Below are 13,863 nucleotides of genomic sequence, written 5' to 3'. Positions count from 1 at the left end.
CCGCCCCGATTTGCGGACTCCTGCACGCTTTTTGCCCGACAAAGCGTGCAGGAGCCCGCAAATCTGGGTGGGTCCGCGCGCGAGATACCACGGGGCGGGCCTGGCCCCTGGGCCCTCTCACGGGCTGAGAGGCGCCCGCAGGACGTCCGGAAGTTGCGAGTCTCGGGGTCATGACCACGATCGCTCCGGCGCCGACCAAGCGTGTGCGCCACTCCTCGGGGCTGCGCCGCTCGGCCAGCCCGATCGCCCTGCTCGCCCTGTGGCAGGTCGCCTCGACCACGGGCGTTCTGCCGGCTGACAAGCTCTCCCCGCCCAGCGACGTCGTGCGCGCCCTGGTCGACCTGTGGCAGGCCGGCACGCTCCAGGACGCGATCGGCACGTCGGTGCAGCGGGTGCTGGTCGGGTTCACGATCGGCGCCGCGGTGGGCGTGACCCTCGCGCTGGTCGCCGGACTGACCCGCCTCGGCGAGGACGCCGTCGACCCACCGATGCAGATGCTGCGCACGCTGCCCCACTTCGGGCTGCTGCCGCTGTTCATCCTGTGGTTCGGCATCGACGAGACCCCCAAGATCGCGTTGATCGCGCTCGGCGTCGCGTTCCCGCTGTACGTCAACACGTTCGCGGGCATCCGTGGCGTGGATCCCAAGCTCGTGGAGGCGGGACGCGCGCTCGGCCTGTCCTGGTCCGAGCGGATCCGCCACGTGATCCTGCCGGGCGCCCTTCCGTCCGCCCTGGTCGGGCTGCGGCTGAGCCTCGGCGTCGCGTGGCTGACCCTGATCGTCGCGGAGCAGATCAACACCACGGCCGGCATCGGCTACCTCGTGTCCGACGCGGCGTCGTTCAGCCGTACGGACGAGGTCGTCGGCGGCCTGCTCGTCTACAGCGTGCTGGGACTCCTCACCGACTCCTTGGTCCGCCTCATCGAAAGGAAGGCCCTCGCATGGCGCATCGGCTGATCACGTCCACCCCGCCGGCCGTCCGCATCCGCGGACTGCGGCGCACGTTCGGCACGCACGTCGTCCTCGACGACCTCGACCTCGACATCGCGCCCGGCGAGCTCGTCGCGCTCCTCGGCCGCAGCGGCTCGGGCAAGTCGACCTTGCTGCGGATCCTGGCCGGGCTCGACGAGCCCCAGTCAGGCACGGCCGAGATCGACGGTGCCGCCTCGGTCGCGTTCCAGGAGCCACGGCTCCTGCCGTGGCGCCGGGTGGCCGACAACGTGGGCCTGGGACTGCGGGGCCGCGGACGGGCCGAACGGCGCCGTCGTGCGGCCGAGGTGCTCGCCGAGGTCGGCCTGACTGACAAGACCGACGCATGGCCGGTCACCCTGTCCGGCGGGCAAGCCCAGCGCGCCTCGCTCGCGCGGGCCCTCGCGAACGATCCTGAGCTGCTGCTGCTCGACGAGCCGTTCAGCGCGCTCGACGCCCTGACCCGCATCGAGATGCACGAGCTCGTCCTGCGGGTCTGGCGCGAGCACCGCCCCTCGGTGCTGCTCGTGACCCACGACGTCGACGAGGCGCTGCGACTCGCGGACCGCGTCATCGTCCTGGCCGAGGGACGCATCGTCCACGAGTCCCCCGTTCCTGCCCCGCGCCCCCGTGCCCTGCACGACGCAGACATCGCCCGGCGCCGGGTCGAGCTGCTCGCGCACCTCGGCGTCGTCGAGCCCCAGTCCACCACCGCCCACCAGGAGACCGCATGAAGATCACCCGCCCCGCCCCCGTGCTTGCCGCGCTCGGCCTCGTCGCCGCGCTCGCGGCGTGCGGCGGGCCCTCGAACGCCGATGCGGTCAAGGACGACGGCAGCGTCGACCTGTCGAAGGTCTCGCTCGTGGTCGGTGACCAGAAGGGCGGCTCGGAGTCGCTGCTGAAGGCCGCCGGCGAGCTCGACGACGTCCCGTACGACATCGCGTGGAAGCCGTTCACCTCCGGTCCGCCCCTGCTCGACGCCGTCGGCGGCGGCTCGGTCGACATCGGCGGCGTCGGCAACACCCCGCCGCTGTTCGCGATCAACGAGGGCAAGAAGGTGAAGGTCGTCCACGCCGCGGAGCAGAGCGCCGAAGGGGATGCGATCGTCGTGCCCAAGGACTCCCCGCTGACGTCCGTCGCGGCGCTCAAGGGCAAGAAGGTGGCCGTCGCCAAGGGCAGCTCGGCCAACTACAACCTGCTCGCCCAGCTCAAGGACGCCGGCCTGTCCTTCAGCGACATCGAGCCGGTCTACCTGCAGCCGACCGAGGCGCTCTCGGCGTTCCGCGGCAACCACGTGGACGCCTGGGCCATCTGGGACCCGTTCACCTCCCAGGCCGAGGAGCTCGTCGGCGCGCGGGTGCTGTCGACCGGCGAGGACCTCGTCAACGGCCTGGTGTTCCAGCTCGCATCGGACAAGGCGCTGGGCGACAAGGCCACCCGGGCCGCGATCGAGGACTACCTCGCCCGGCTGTCACGTGCACAGGTCTGGACCAACGACCACAAGGACGAGTGGGCGCAGACCTGGGCGAAGGACACCGGCCTCGATCCCGCCGTGACCGCCCGGGCGATCGAGCGTCGCAACTTCAAGCCCATCCCGGTGCCGTCGGCCGTCGAGTCCGAGCAGCAGATGTGGGACGCGTTCGCAGCCGAGAAGCAGCTCGGCGCGAGCGTCGACCTGACCCCGTACTTCGTATCCACGTTCGACCGTTCGTCGCTGGCAGCAGCGCAGGAGGAGACCCGATGAGCAGCCTGAAGATCCACTGGTTCCTGCCCACCACCGGCGACGGGCGTACGCTCGTCGGCGGCGGGCACAGCGTCCCCAAGGGGGTCGGGCTGCCGACCGGCGCCCCCGGCACCGCGGGACAGTTCCGCGAGCCCGACATCGACTACCTCGCGCAGGTCGCCAGGACCGCCGAGCACCTCGACTACGACGGCGTCCTGACGCCCACCGGCACGTGGTGCGAGGACGCCTGGCTGACGACCGCCGCCCTCGTCCGCGAGACCGAGCGGCTCAAGTTCCTCGTCGCGTTCCGACCCGGCGTCATCAGCCCGACCCTGGCGGCGCAGATGGCCGCGACCTTCCAGCGGATGTCGCGCGGGCGGCTCCTGCTCAACGTCGTCACGGGCGGGGAGCCGACCGAGCAGGCCCGCTTCGGCGACCACTCGAGCCCTGCCGAGCGGTATGCCCGGACTGATGAGTTCCTCAGCGTCGTGCGCGGCGCGTGGCGAGGCGGCTTCGACTTCCACGGTGAGCACTACGACGTCACCGACGCACGGACGCGTGAGGCGCCCGACCCGCTGCCGCGGATCTACTTCGGCGGCTCCTCGGCGCCCGCGGGACCCGTGGCCGCACGCCACGCGGACGTCTACCTCACGTGGGGAGAGCCGCCCGCGCAGGTCGCCGAGAAGCTCGACTGGATCCGCGGCCTCGCCAAGCAGGAGGGACGCGAGGTGCGCTTCGGCATCCGTCTGCACGTCCTGACCCGCGACACCACGGAGGCCGCGTGGGCGCAGGCCCAGTCCTTGCTGGACGATCTCGACCCCGCGGACGTCGCTCAGGCGCAGGCCGCTCTCGCGGCGTCCGAGTCGGTCGGCCAGCAGCGCATGCGCGCTCTGCACGAGAGCCGCCGGGACGTGACGGACGCACACGACCTCGAGATCCACCCCGGCCTCTGGGCGGGCGTCGGTCTCGTCCGGGGCGGAGCGGGCACTGCTCTCGTCGGCAGTCACACCGAGGTCGCCGACCTGGTCGAGGAGTACGCGGCGCTCGGCATCGACGAGTTCATCCTGTCGGGCTATCCGCACGTCGAGGAGGCGTACTGGTTCGCCGAGGGCGTCAAGCCGATCCTGCGCCACCGCGGCCTCCTCGCCTGACCCCCCGCCCCGATTTGCGGACTCCTGCACGCTTTTTGCCCGACAAAGCGTGCAGGAGTCCGCAAATCTGGGTGGGGTCAGCGCGGGGTGTGGGTGCCGAAGGTGCGCTGCCAGTACGTCAGCGGGGCCGCATCGGTCGAGTCGGCTGCCTCGACGTCGCCGAGGACGAGGGTGTGGTCGCCGGCGACCACGAGGCGTTCCACCGTCAGCGCGACCCAGGCGTGCCGCTCGCGCAGAGCGGGCGCCCCGTCCTCGAGCTGCCAGGGCACGTCGAGGAACTTGTCGTCGCCCTTGCCGGCGAACCGCAGGGCCACCCGCTCCTGATGCGCCGCCAGGACGTTGACGCCGATGCGCGATCCCACCTCGAGCTTGGCGAGGAGGTTCGACCTGTTGTCGAGCGAGACCAGCAGCATCGGCGGATCCATCGACAACGACGAGAACGCGCTCACGGTCGTGCCGTGCGGGCCGCCGTCGTGGAACGTGGTCACGACCGACACGGCAGCAGCGACATTGCCCATCGCGGACCGGAACGACTTCTGCAGCACCTCGGCGTCGATGCGTGGTTCTTGCCTCATGGTCTCGACGTTAGGCCGGGGCGCGAAACCGTGCCGGGGGCTCCCGGATGGCGGACGCGCCGCTCAGCGCCCGAGTCGTGGTGTAGGGGCGAGCCGCCCGGGACGATCCGCGCCACCGGGTGGGGGACAATGAGGTGTGCAGATCACGGTGCTGTCAGGCGGAGTCGGTGGCTCTCGGTTCATCGAGGGACTGTTGCGGACCAAGGGCCCGGACGACGAGGTGACGGTCATCGCCAACACGGCCGACGACATCTCCCTGTTCGGGCTGCACATCAGCCCGGACCTCGACACCGTCATGTACACGCTCGGCGACGGCATCGACCGCGAGCGCGGATGGGGCCGCACCGACGAGAGCTGGAACGCCAAGGACGAGCTCGCGACGTACGGGATCGAGCAGGCCTGGTTCGGCCTGGGTGACCGCGACATCGCGACGCACCTCGTGCGCACCATGAGGCTGCAGGAAGGGCGCACCCTCAGCGAGGTCACGGCCGAGCTGTGCGAGCGCTGGCAGCCCGGGGTCCGGCTGCTGCCGATGACCGACGACCGGGTGGAGACGCACATCGGCATCGACCGGGACGGGCGGCGCGAGATCATCCACTTCCAGGAGTACTGGATCAGGCTCCGCGCCCAGGTGCCCGTCGAGGAGGTCGTGGTGCAGGGCGTCCAGGACGCCCGACCCGCGCCCGGCGTCGTCGAGGCGATCCGCGGGGCCGACCTGGTGCTGCTCCCGCCGTCCAACCCCATCGTGTCGATCGGCCCGATCGCCGCCGTTCCCGGCATCCGGGAGGCCATCGCCGCGACGCCCGCACCCGTCGTGGGGGTGTCCCCGCTCATCGGCGGCGGCGCCGTGCGCGGCATGGCCGACCAGCTGCTGACCGGCCTCGGCATCGAGCTGAGCGCGACCGGCGTCGCGGCGCACCACGGGGCTCGGAGCTCCGGCGGGCTCCTCGACGGCTGGCTCGTGGACACCACGGACGCCGACCAGCTCCCCGCCCTCGAGGCCCTCGGTCTCGCCGCCCGCGCGGTCCCGCTCTGGATGACCGACGCCGGCACCACCGACCGGCTCGCCGAGGACACCGTCCAGCTCGCCCACTCGATCGGAGCCCGCCGATGACCCTCGTCTTCGAGCCGGTCGAGGGCATCGGCGAGGTCTCCCCCGGCGACGACATCGCCGCGCTGATCGCCGAGCGCTGCGAGCTCTCGCCCGGCGACGTCGTGGTGGTCACGAGCAAGATCGTCAGCAAGTCCGCAGGCCTCGCGACGACGCGTCCCAAGGACGAGCTGCTCGCGGCCGAGACCGATCGGGTCGTCGCCCGGCGGGGCCCCACGAGCATCGTGCGGACCCACCACGGCATCACGATGGCCGCCGCTGGGATCGACAACAGCAACACCGCACCGGGCACGCTCATCCCGCTGCCGCCCGACCCCGACGGCGCAGCATCAGCGATCCGCCGCCGCCTCGAGGAGCTCACCGGGCTGTCCGTCGCAGTGGTCATCAGCGACACCGCGGGACGCGCCTGGCGGACGGGACAGACCGACATCGCGATCGGCTGCGCAGGTCTCCTGCCGGTCGACTCCTTCGAGGGACGCACCGATCCGTACGGCAACCCGCTCGCGGTCACCGCACCGGCGATCGCCGATCAGCTCGCGGGCGGGGCGGAGCTGGCCTCGGGCAAGTTCGGCGCCCGACCGGTGGTCGTCGTGCGCGGCGCCGACCCGGCCTGGCTCCTGCAGGACGACGGCTCGGGCGCCCGGGCGCTCATCCGCGACGAGGCGAGCGACATGTTCGGTCTCGGGGCCCGGGAGGCAGCGGTCGCGGCCGTCATCGGCGACCAGCCGGTCCGCGGCCTGCCGGTCGATCCGACCATGACCCTGGACGACATCGTCGACCTGGCGCTCTCAGGGCTGGACTTCCCGCGCCGCCACGTGTCGGTCGACGGCAGCACCGTCGTGCTGTCGATCGGGCTCGACGACCAGCTCGGCGCCGGCGTGCTGGCGCAGCGCCTCGTGTCCCTCGGCATCGCCCACGGCACCGCGATCGGCGTCCGGGTGACGTCGCTGCCGCAGGACTGAACCCGGGACGAGCTCAGGACCAGCGGATCCGCTCGGCGGCGAGCCAGGCGAGCGCCATGACCGGAGCGGCGGTGTTGCCGGACACCTGGAACGGCAGCACCGACGCGTCGACGACCCGCAACCCCTCCACCCCACGCACGCGCAGGTCGCCGTCGACGACGTCGTCGTCGTGCGGACCCATCGCGCACGAGCCGACCGCGTGATAGATGCCGCCGCCGTGCCCGATCGCGTGCCGGACGACCTCGTCCGGGGTCGCGACCGACAGCCCCGGGAAAACCTCGTCCTGCACGAGGTCCGCGAGCGGCGAGGTCGCCACGATCGATCGCGCGTGATCGAGGATCGCGCCCGTCGCCGCACGCTCGGGCTCGTCCTGGAGATGGTGGGGTGACACGACGGGCGGGCCGCCGTCCGCGGCAGAGGCGAGGTGCACCGAGCCGGTGCTCGTGGGGCGGATCGCATAACCCGTGAACAGCAGCCCCGAATAGGGCGCCAGCCGCATCTGCTCGGACGTCTCGTCGATCGCCATGGGGACCCACACACCCTGGACGTCGGGACGTTCGACCCCGGGCCCCGACCGGAACGCGCTCACGACGTCGTAGCCGCTGGTCGCGACCGGTCCCCGCCTCGTTGCGAGGTAGCGGGCGCCCTCGAGGGCCTGACCGGGCCAGCGGTTGAGCCGCTCGGTCGGTCCACGGCGCCCACGGAACCGCACCTGCAGGCTGACGGCACGCTGCTCGATGACCCGCTCACCGACGTGGGGGCTATCGACCTGCGGCACCACGCCCGCCGCGGCCAGGACCTCGGGGCGGCCGATGCCCGAGCGCTCCAGCAGGAGCGGGCTCTCGATGGTGCCCGCGGCCACCAGCACCTCACGGCGGACCCTCACCACCTGCGCCCGGTCCCCCGTGCGCAGGGCGACACCGACCGCCCGGGAGCCCGCGATGACGACCGTCTCGGCCCGGGTGCCGGTCATCACGGTGAGGTTGGCGCGACGCCGGGCAGGGGTCAGGAAGGCCGACGCCGCGCTCACCCGCCGACCGCGGCGGATCGTCGCGGGGGTGAAGCCGATCCGCGCGTCGTCGGAGTCGTTGAAATCGGCGGTACGCCGCAGCCCGTGGGCGCCCGCCGCCGCGAACAGCGCCTCGGTGACCTCGTCACCGGAGTCCGGTACCGAGATCGCCAGCGGACCTCCGGCGCCGCGCGACCGGGAGGCGCCGAGAGCGTGGTCCTCGATCGCGCGGTACGCGCGGCCGAACGCGCTCGCACCCCAGCCGGGGCCGCCGGCCGCCTCGAGGGCGTCGAAGTCGGCCGGCGCCCCACGGACGTACATCATCCCGTTGACGAGCGTCGACCCGCCGAGTCCGCGGCCGCGGACCCATGTCTCGGCAGGCGTCCCGAGGGGGCTCGGCCGGGTGGGATAGCGACGCGTGTACCGGTCGGAGCGGAGCGTGAAGTAGAACGCCCTGGGGACCGAGAGCACGGGGTTGCGAGCCGGCCCCCCGTCCTCGACCAGGAGCACCTCGACCGACGGGTCGACCGACAGCCGGTCCGCGAGCACGCACCCGGCCGCGCCCGCACCGACCACGACGTAGTCGTAGATCACGGCCGGGCCGCGGACGCAGGTCGCGACGGGAGCCAACGGGGCAGCAGGCACGAGATCGAGCGCTCCCGTGCGGCCCCCCACCAGACGCCCGCGCCGTACGCGAGGTCGTCGGCCCGACGGGCCAGCGTGAAGCGGATCGGGTCGAGATCGGTGCCGGACCTGCGGCGCGCCGCGATCCCCTCGGCGACGGCCATCACCGCGACCGCACGCCTGGCCCGGGTGGACCCCGCGGCCAGCACGACCGAGACCGGCCACCAGTGCCGCAGAGCGAGTCCAGCCGTCTGACGGGCCAGCGCGAGGCCCGTCGTGCGGACGACCCCCGCCTGCTGCGCGAGGGTCAGCTCGGGCAGTCGGCGCGCGACGTCGCGTGTCATGAGGCCCGCGCATCCCGCCGCGACCGCCCACGACCACCGGCGCTGGACGAGGACACCCAGCACCGCCGCTGCGCCGATCGGCGTGAGCACCGCCGGGGCGACCTTGTCACCGTGTCGGGCCGCGAGCGCGACCGCGCTGGTGCCGTAGAACGCCTTGCGTCCCAGCCAGCGCACGACGGACGGGCGTACGTCGTGGGCCGCCTCCACCTCCGCCGCGTAGTGGACCCGGCGGCCCGCGTCGACGAGCCGCCACACCAGGTCGACGTCCTCGCCGCTGCGCAGCCGGGGGTCGAAACCGTCTCCCAGCGCCGCCACCCGGGCCACCAGGCACGCGCTCGGCACGTACGCGACGGGCGACCACGGCCGGACGGTCGCGGGCACGGGCCCCAGGTCGAGCGATCCGCACGCGTCCTCGTAGCGCTCGAACCAGCGGCGTCCGCCGCGCGACCGGATGCGCGGTGCGGCTGCCGCGAGGCCCGGATCCGCGAAGTGCGCGGCCAGCAGGCCCAGCGCGGACGCCGACACGACGACATCGGAGTCGACGAACGCGACCAACGGGGCCCGCACGGATCGCATCCCCATGTCGCGAGCAGCCGCAGGGCCCACGTTGCGATCGAGCCGCACGAGGGTCGCTCCGTGCCGCTCGGCCACGCGGGCCACCTCGTGGTGGTCGACGGATGCGTCATCGACCACGACGCAGGCCACGTGCGGCGCGAGACGGGCCAGCAGGCGATCGACGCCGAGCGCGTTGTCGCGCACCGGCACCACCACCGTGACGTCCTCGAGCTCCGGGGCGTCACCGCCCGGCTCCGGCCGCGCGAGGTCGAGGTCGAGGAGCTGCGCGGCGAGGGCGGCCGACATCGGGGAGCCGACCGTCAGCGAGCGATCGGCCAGCATCTGCCGGGCAGTCGCCGACAGGCGGACGAAGCGCGAGCCACGCACGAGCAGCTTCCCGACGGCGACGTCGTCGTGCAGACGGACGACGAATCCGTCGGGAAGCCGCGACGCGCTCGTCACCGCGTCCTCGTCACTGTCCTCGTCACTGTGTCCTCGCCATGGGGCTGAGCGCCAGCATGCCACGCGCGTCGGGGACGCCGTCGCGGATCCGGTGCGCGATCTCGGCGATCATGTCCTCGAGCACCTGCGCACCGTTCTCGGCAGTCGCGCCGGCCGGGTCGCCGAGCACCCCGTTGGGTGACACGGCCCCGACCCCGCCGGCCATCATGAGCGGCAGGATCTCCGCCAGCGGACGCTTCTCGCCCGCCTCCGCGCGGTCCAGCCGGACGGATCCGGGGCGGATGTGCAGCATCAACGAGGTCTCGGTGATCCCGGCATGGAGGTCGACCCCCTCGGTCGCGCACGCGGCCCAGGAGACGTCGTGCTCCTCGACGATCATCTGGAACGTCGCCTTGGCGAGCGCCGCGACGTTGCCGCCGTGGGCGTTGACGAACACGATCCGCCCCGCCCACGTGCTCATGGACCGCACGAGCTCGATGACGAACGTCCGCAGCGCCTCCGAGCCTATCGAGCACGTGCCGGCGAACGACTGGTGCTCGCCGCTCGACCCGTACGACACCGGCGGAGCGACGAGCACGTCGCCGCCGAGCCGCTCGGCGACGCCCTCGGCCACCGCCACCGCAATGGCCGTGTCGGTGTCGAGGGGCAGGTGCGGACCGTGCTGCTCGATCGACCCCACGGGGACGAGCACGAGCGGCGTGGCGGCCACCTCGGTCCAGGTGGTGTCGGCGAGCTCGGCGGCCATGTCAGGCGGTCGCCGTGTCAGCGACGTCCTGGGCGACAGCGGCCGGACCGGCTGCGCCGAGCCGACGGGTGAAGCCGTCGGGGACGACCAGCATGTCGCGGTCGAGCTGGTCGATCGACGCCAGGCCCATGCCCAGCAGCGAGGAGTCGATGCCGCCGCGCAGGATGTCCAGCACGTTGCCGACGCCGGCCTCGCCGTTCGCAGCGAGTCCCCACAGGTACGCGCGTCCGATCATGACCGCGCGGGCGCCCATCGCGACGGCCTTGACGACGTCGCTGCCGCGCCGGATGCCACCGTCCAGCAGCACCTCGATCTCGTCGCCCACGGCATCGGCGATGCCGGGGAGCACCCGGATCGGGGCCGGGGTGCCGTCCAAGTTGTTGCCGCCGTGGTTGGACACCGAGATCGCCGTGACGCCGGCGTCGACCGCGCGACGGGCGTCGTCGACGCGGCACACGCCCTTCAGCATGAACGGGTGGCCGCTGATCTGGTGCCACTGCTCGCGCATCCACTCCACGTCCTCCCACGTCGGGGGCGTCGTGGTCATCCACTCGTAGTACGCGCCGAAGAAGGTCGGGCCCTTGGCCTCACCGGGGGCGGCGAGGTTGGGCGCGGTGAGGTCGGGGATCGCTCCGGTGCGCGCGAACTGCGCCAGCCAGCGCGGCTTGCGCGCGACCTGGGGCGCGAACTTCAGCGCGGTCTTGAAGTCGACCTTCTCGGGGATCTCCGGGCTGCCCCAGTCGCGTCCCATCGAGAACGACCAGTCGAGCGTCGCGATGAGGCCGACGGCTCCGGCTGCGTGGGCCCGCTGCATGCGCTGGACCATCACGTCGCGGTCGCCGGTCCAGTACATCTGGAAGAAGGTGCTGGGCGCGACCGCGGCGACCTCCTCGATGGACTTGCTGGCGAAGTTGCTCAGGCTCATGACGGTGCCACGCGACGCAGCAGCCCGCGCGACGGCGACCTCACCGTCGGGGTGGACGGCCTGCACGCCGGTCGGCGAGATGATGACCGGCATCGACACGTCCTGGCCCATGACCGTCGTGGCCATCGAGCGCTCGGGCTGGTGCCCGGCGACGTGGGGCGCGAGGCCCAGCTCCATGAACGCGGCCTCGTTGTCGGCGGTCGACTGGCCGCGCTCGGACCCGGCGACGAGTGCGCCGTAGACCGAGGAGGGCAGACGCTTCTTGGCACGACGCTGGGCGACGGCGACGGACTCGAACCAGGGGTTCTGGGCCCAGGGGTTCTTCGGCATGCTGAGGTGCTCTTTTCTGGTCAGAGGGTGAAGCCGGCGAGGGGGTTCTCGGCGCAGGCCGACACCGGCGGTGCGGTCATGTCCTCGCGGCGGGTGAGGGTGAGCATGACCGGCTGGTTGCGGGTCGGGTTGGCCTTGGAGTGGTCCTGCGACTGCGCCGGGATGACGCGCTCGCCGGCCAGTGCGGTCTCGCCGTAGCCCTGGACGCACTCGGGGTCGGGTCCGTCCAGCGGCAGGCCGGTGAAGAACTTCGCGGCCATGCAGCCGCCACGGCAGGCGTCGAAGAACTCGCACTTCGTGCAGGCGCCACCGGTCTGCGGCGAGCGCAGCTCGTTGAACAGCTCGGAGTTCTGCCACACGCGCTGGAATCCGCCGTCGGCCAGGATGTTGCCGGCCAGGAAGTTGTCGTGAATCGCGAACGGGCACGCGTACACGTCGCCGACCGGGTCGATCAGGCACACGACGCGTCCGGCCCCGCACAGGTTCAGGCCGGGCAGGCTCTCGCCGAAGGCAGCGAGGTGGAAGAACGAGTCGCCGGTGAGCACGTTGTCACCGTTCGCGACGAGCCAGTCGTAGAGCATCCGCTGCTGCTCGGGCAGCGGGTGCAGCTCGTCCCAGACGTCCGCGCCGCGACCGGACGGCCGCATGCGGGTCAGTCGCAGGGTCGCGCCGTACTTGTCGGCCAGGGCCTTGAACTCGTCGAGCTGGGTGACGTTCTGGCGGGTCACGACGACCGAGATCTTGGCGTCCTTGAACCCGGCTTCCTGCAGGTTCGCCAACGCCGTGATCGCGGTGTCGTACGAGCCGGGGCCGCGGACGTAGTCGTTGACCTCGGCGGTCGCGCCGTCGAGCGAGATCTGCACGTCGACGTAGTCGGTCGAGGCCAGCAGCGCGGCCTTCTCCTTGTTGAGGCGCACGCCGTTGGTCGAGAACTTCACGCCGACGTTGTGGTCCACCGCGTACTGCAGGAGGTGCCAGAAGTCGGGTCGGATCGTGGGCTCACCGCCGCCGATGTTCACGTAGAACACCTGCATGCGCTGCAGCTCGTCGATGACCGCCTCCGCCTGGGCGGTCGTCAGCTCGTTGGGGTCGCGGCGACCCGAGGACGACAAGCAGTGGGCGCACTCCAGGTTGCAGGCGTAGGTGAGCTCCCACGTGAGGCAGATCGGCGCGTCGAGGCCGTGCTCGAACTGCTCGATCAGCGAGCCGTTCTTCGGACGCTCGATGGTCGGACGGGTCTCGAGGATGGTCATGCGACACCTTTCTCGGCGATGCGGGTGTTCTCGTTCGGGCGGATCATGTCGGTGTCAGCGAGGCCCTGCAGGGCCGACTCGTAGGCCGACCACTGGTCGGGCGCGATGCCGGCGGCCACGAGGGCGGACCGGACGTCAGGATGCTCGCCGAGACCGCGGACCAGAGCGACGAGCTCCGGCCTCTTCAAGAAGGTGAGCTTGCGATTGCCGAAGTGGTACGCCAGCGCACCGAAGGGCTCGGGGCGCAGCTCCACGGACGGCGACAGCCGCCACGACTCGTCGAGCATTCCTGACATGGGTGGTCTCCCCCGGCTCAGTAGACGCCGCACATGCCGTCGATGGAGACCTCTTCGATGAGGTCCGCAGTCGCCAGCGCGGTGTCGTCGTTCGTCGTGGGAGCAGCGGTCGGGTTGTTCTCCATGGTGTCCTCCTGATCGCGGGTCACCGCTTGTGACCCGTGGCACACGATAATGGCACTCAGGGTCAAAAGGGAAGTGACACGCGCCACTGTTAGATTCCGAGGCGATGAACGCCCCGCCCTCCCGGTCTCTTGGTCGCCCCTCGGTGACAGATCACGCGACGATCGAGCACGCGGCGTTCCAGCTCTTCGAGCGCCAGGGCTTCGAGGAGACCACGCTGGAGCAGATCGCGGACGCGGTCGGCGTGGGGCGGCGCACCCTGTTCCGCTACTTCCCGTCCAAGAACGACATCCCGTGGGGACAGTTCGACGAGAGCCTGCGCGGATTCCGCCAGCAGTTCGACCAGATCCCCGCGGACATGCCGCTGGCCGACGCGGTGCACCGCTGCGTCGTGGACTTCAACCGCTTCGACGACGTCGCGCTCGACCAGCACCGGTTCCGGATGCGGCTGCTCCTCACGACTCCGGCGCTCCAGGCGCACTCGGCCCTCAAGTACGAGGCCTGGCGCGGCGTCATCGCCGAGTTCATCGCCACCCGGCTGGGCCTCGCACCCGACGACGCGGTTCCCCGCCTCGTCGGGCACGTCAGCCTCGCGCAGTCAGTGGCGGCGTACGAGCAGTGGCTGGGCGATCCGGACCGCTCACTCACCCAGATCCTCGAAGCCAACCTCGCCGCACTGCGCGACTACCTCTGCTGAGAGCGCCGAG

General features: G+C 71.9%; 15 protein-coding genes. 7 read left to right on the top strand and 8 right to left on the bottom strand.

The window, feature by feature from the left end; all coding sequences use genetic code 11:
• Nucleotides 1-170 precede the first annotated feature (170 nt).
• Genes GEV26_RS02965 through GEV26_RS02950 form a run of 4 tightly spaced genes read left to right on the top strand, consistent with a single transcriptional unit; the run spans nucleotide 171 to nucleotide 3,842 of the window.
• The gene (locus GEV26_RS02965; protein WP_153651683.1) at nucleotides 171-956 is read left to right on the top strand and encodes an ABC transporter permease; all 786 of its coding nucleotides are present in this window, start codon (nucleotides 171-173) and stop codon (nucleotides 954-956) included.
• On the top strand, nucleotides 941-1,702 hold the full coding sequence (locus GEV26_RS02960) for an ABC transporter ATP-binding protein (protein ID WP_153651682.1): 762 nt from the start codon (nucleotides 941-943) through the stop codon (nucleotides 1,700-1,702). The genes GEV26_RS02965 and GEV26_RS02960 overlap by 16 nt, the downstream gene beginning before the upstream one ends.
• Complete coding sequence (locus GEV26_RS02955; RefSeq protein ID WP_153651681.1) at nucleotides 1,699-2,712, top strand: ABC transporter substrate-binding protein; 1,014 nt, start codon at nucleotides 1,699-1,701, stop codon at nucleotides 2,710-2,712. The genes GEV26_RS02960 and GEV26_RS02955 overlap by 4 nt, the downstream gene beginning before the upstream one ends.
• Nucleotides 2,709-3,842, top strand: a complete 1,134-nt coding sequence (locus GEV26_RS02950) for an LLM class flavin-dependent oxidoreductase (protein ID WP_153651680.1) — start codon at nucleotides 2,709-2,711, stop codon at nucleotides 3,840-3,842. The genes GEV26_RS02955 and GEV26_RS02950 overlap by 4 nt, the downstream gene beginning before the upstream one ends.
• A 77-nt stretch (nucleotides 3,843-3,919) precedes the next feature.
• Here the strand turns inward: GEV26_RS02950 and GEV26_RS02945 are convergent, their stop codons facing one another.
• Nucleotides 3,920-4,417, bottom strand: a complete 498-nt coding sequence (locus GEV26_RS02945) for a flavin reductase family protein (protein WP_153651679.1) — start codon at nucleotides 4,415-4,417, stop codon at nucleotides 3,920-3,922.
• Between the two features lie 136 nt (nucleotides 4,418-4,553).
• Here GEV26_RS02945 and cofD point away from each other — a divergent pair, with 136 nt between their 5' ends.
• The gene (gene cofD / locus GEV26_RS02940) at nucleotides 4,554-5,531 is read left to right on the top strand and encodes a 2-phospho-L-lactate transferase (RefSeq protein ID WP_153651678.1); all 978 of its coding nucleotides are present in this window, start codon (nucleotides 4,554-4,556) and stop codon (nucleotides 5,529-5,531) included.
• A complete protein-coding gene (cofE, locus tag GEV26_RS02935) occupies nucleotides 5,528-6,490 on the top strand; it encodes a coenzyme F420-0:L-glutamate ligase (protein WP_153651677.1) in 963 nt (320 codons plus the stop codon). Before cofD ends, cofE begins: the two co-directional genes overlap by 4 nt.
• 13 nt (nucleotides 6,491-6,503) lie before the next feature.
• On the opposite strand, the gene GEV26_RS02930 is transcribed toward cofE, so the two are convergent.
• Genes GEV26_RS02930 through mftA form a run of 7 tightly spaced genes read right to left on the bottom strand, consistent with a single transcriptional unit; the run spans nucleotide 6,504 to nucleotide 13,158 of the window.
• Nucleotides 6,504-8,144: a GMC family oxidoreductase gene (locus GEV26_RS02930; RefSeq protein ID WP_208431018.1), complete on the bottom strand. Its 1,641-nt coding sequence runs from the start codon at nucleotides 8,142-8,144 to the stop codon at nucleotides 6,504-6,506.
• On the bottom strand, nucleotides 8,090-9,484 hold the full coding sequence (mftF, locus tag GEV26_RS02925; protein WP_153651676.1) for a mycofactocin biosynthesis glycosyltransferase MftF: 1,395 nt from the start codon (nucleotides 9,482-9,484) through the stop codon (nucleotides 8,090-8,092). Before mftF ends, GEV26_RS02930 begins: the two co-directional genes overlap by 55 nt.
• A 22-nt stretch (nucleotides 9,485-9,506) precedes the next feature.
• Nucleotides 9,507-10,229, bottom strand: coding sequence for a mycofactocin biosynthesis peptidyl-dipeptidase MftE (gene mftE / locus GEV26_RS02920; protein ID WP_153651675.1), 723 nt, complete (start codon nucleotides 10,227-10,229; stop codon nucleotides 9,507-9,509).
• A 1-nt stretch (nucleotide 10,230) separates the two neighbouring features.
• Entirely contained in the window at nucleotides 10,231-11,484 is a 1,254-nt protein-coding gene (mftD, locus tag GEV26_RS02915) for a pre-mycofactocin synthase MftD (RefSeq protein ID WP_153651674.1), read from the bottom strand.
• A 20-nt stretch (nucleotides 11,485-11,504) separates the two neighbouring features.
• A complete protein-coding gene (mftC, locus tag GEV26_RS02910; RefSeq protein ID WP_153651673.1) occupies nucleotides 11,505-12,737 on the bottom strand; it encodes a mycofactocin radical SAM maturase in 1,233 nt (410 codons plus the stop codon).
• Nucleotides 12,734-13,033 carry a mycofactocin biosynthesis chaperone MftB gene (mftB, locus tag GEV26_RS02905; RefSeq protein WP_153909464.1) on the bottom strand — a complete coding sequence of 100 codons (300 nt, stop codon included), beginning with the start codon at nucleotides 13,031-13,033 and terminating at the stop codon, nucleotides 12,734-12,736. Before mftB ends, mftC begins: the two co-directional genes overlap by 4 nt.
• A gap of 17 nt (nucleotides 13,034-13,050) precedes the next feature.
• The gene (gene mftA / locus GEV26_RS02900) at nucleotides 13,051-13,158 is read right to left on the bottom strand and encodes a mycofactocin precursor MftA (protein ID WP_153651671.1); all 108 of its coding nucleotides are present in this window, start codon (nucleotides 13,156-13,158) and stop codon (nucleotides 13,051-13,053) included.
• Between the two features lie 104 nt (nucleotides 13,159-13,262).
• On the opposite strand from mftA, the gene mftR reads away from it, so the two are divergent.
• On the top strand, nucleotides 13,263-13,853 hold the full coding sequence (gene mftR, locus GEV26_RS02895) for a mycofactocin system transcriptional regulator (protein ID WP_153651670.1): 591 nt from the start codon (nucleotides 13,263-13,265) through the stop codon (nucleotides 13,851-13,853).
• Nucleotides 13,854-13,863 lie beyond the last annotated feature (10 nt).

Origin of the sequence: Aeromicrobium yanjiei, from assembly GCF_009649075.1 — a bacterium.
Lineage (GTDB): Bacteria > Actinomycetota > Actinomycetes > Propionibacteriales > Nocardioidaceae > Aeromicrobium > Aeromicrobium yanjiei.
Note: the sequence above shows the minus strand (reverse complement) of the source record. Positions and strands in the feature narration are given on the sequence as shown.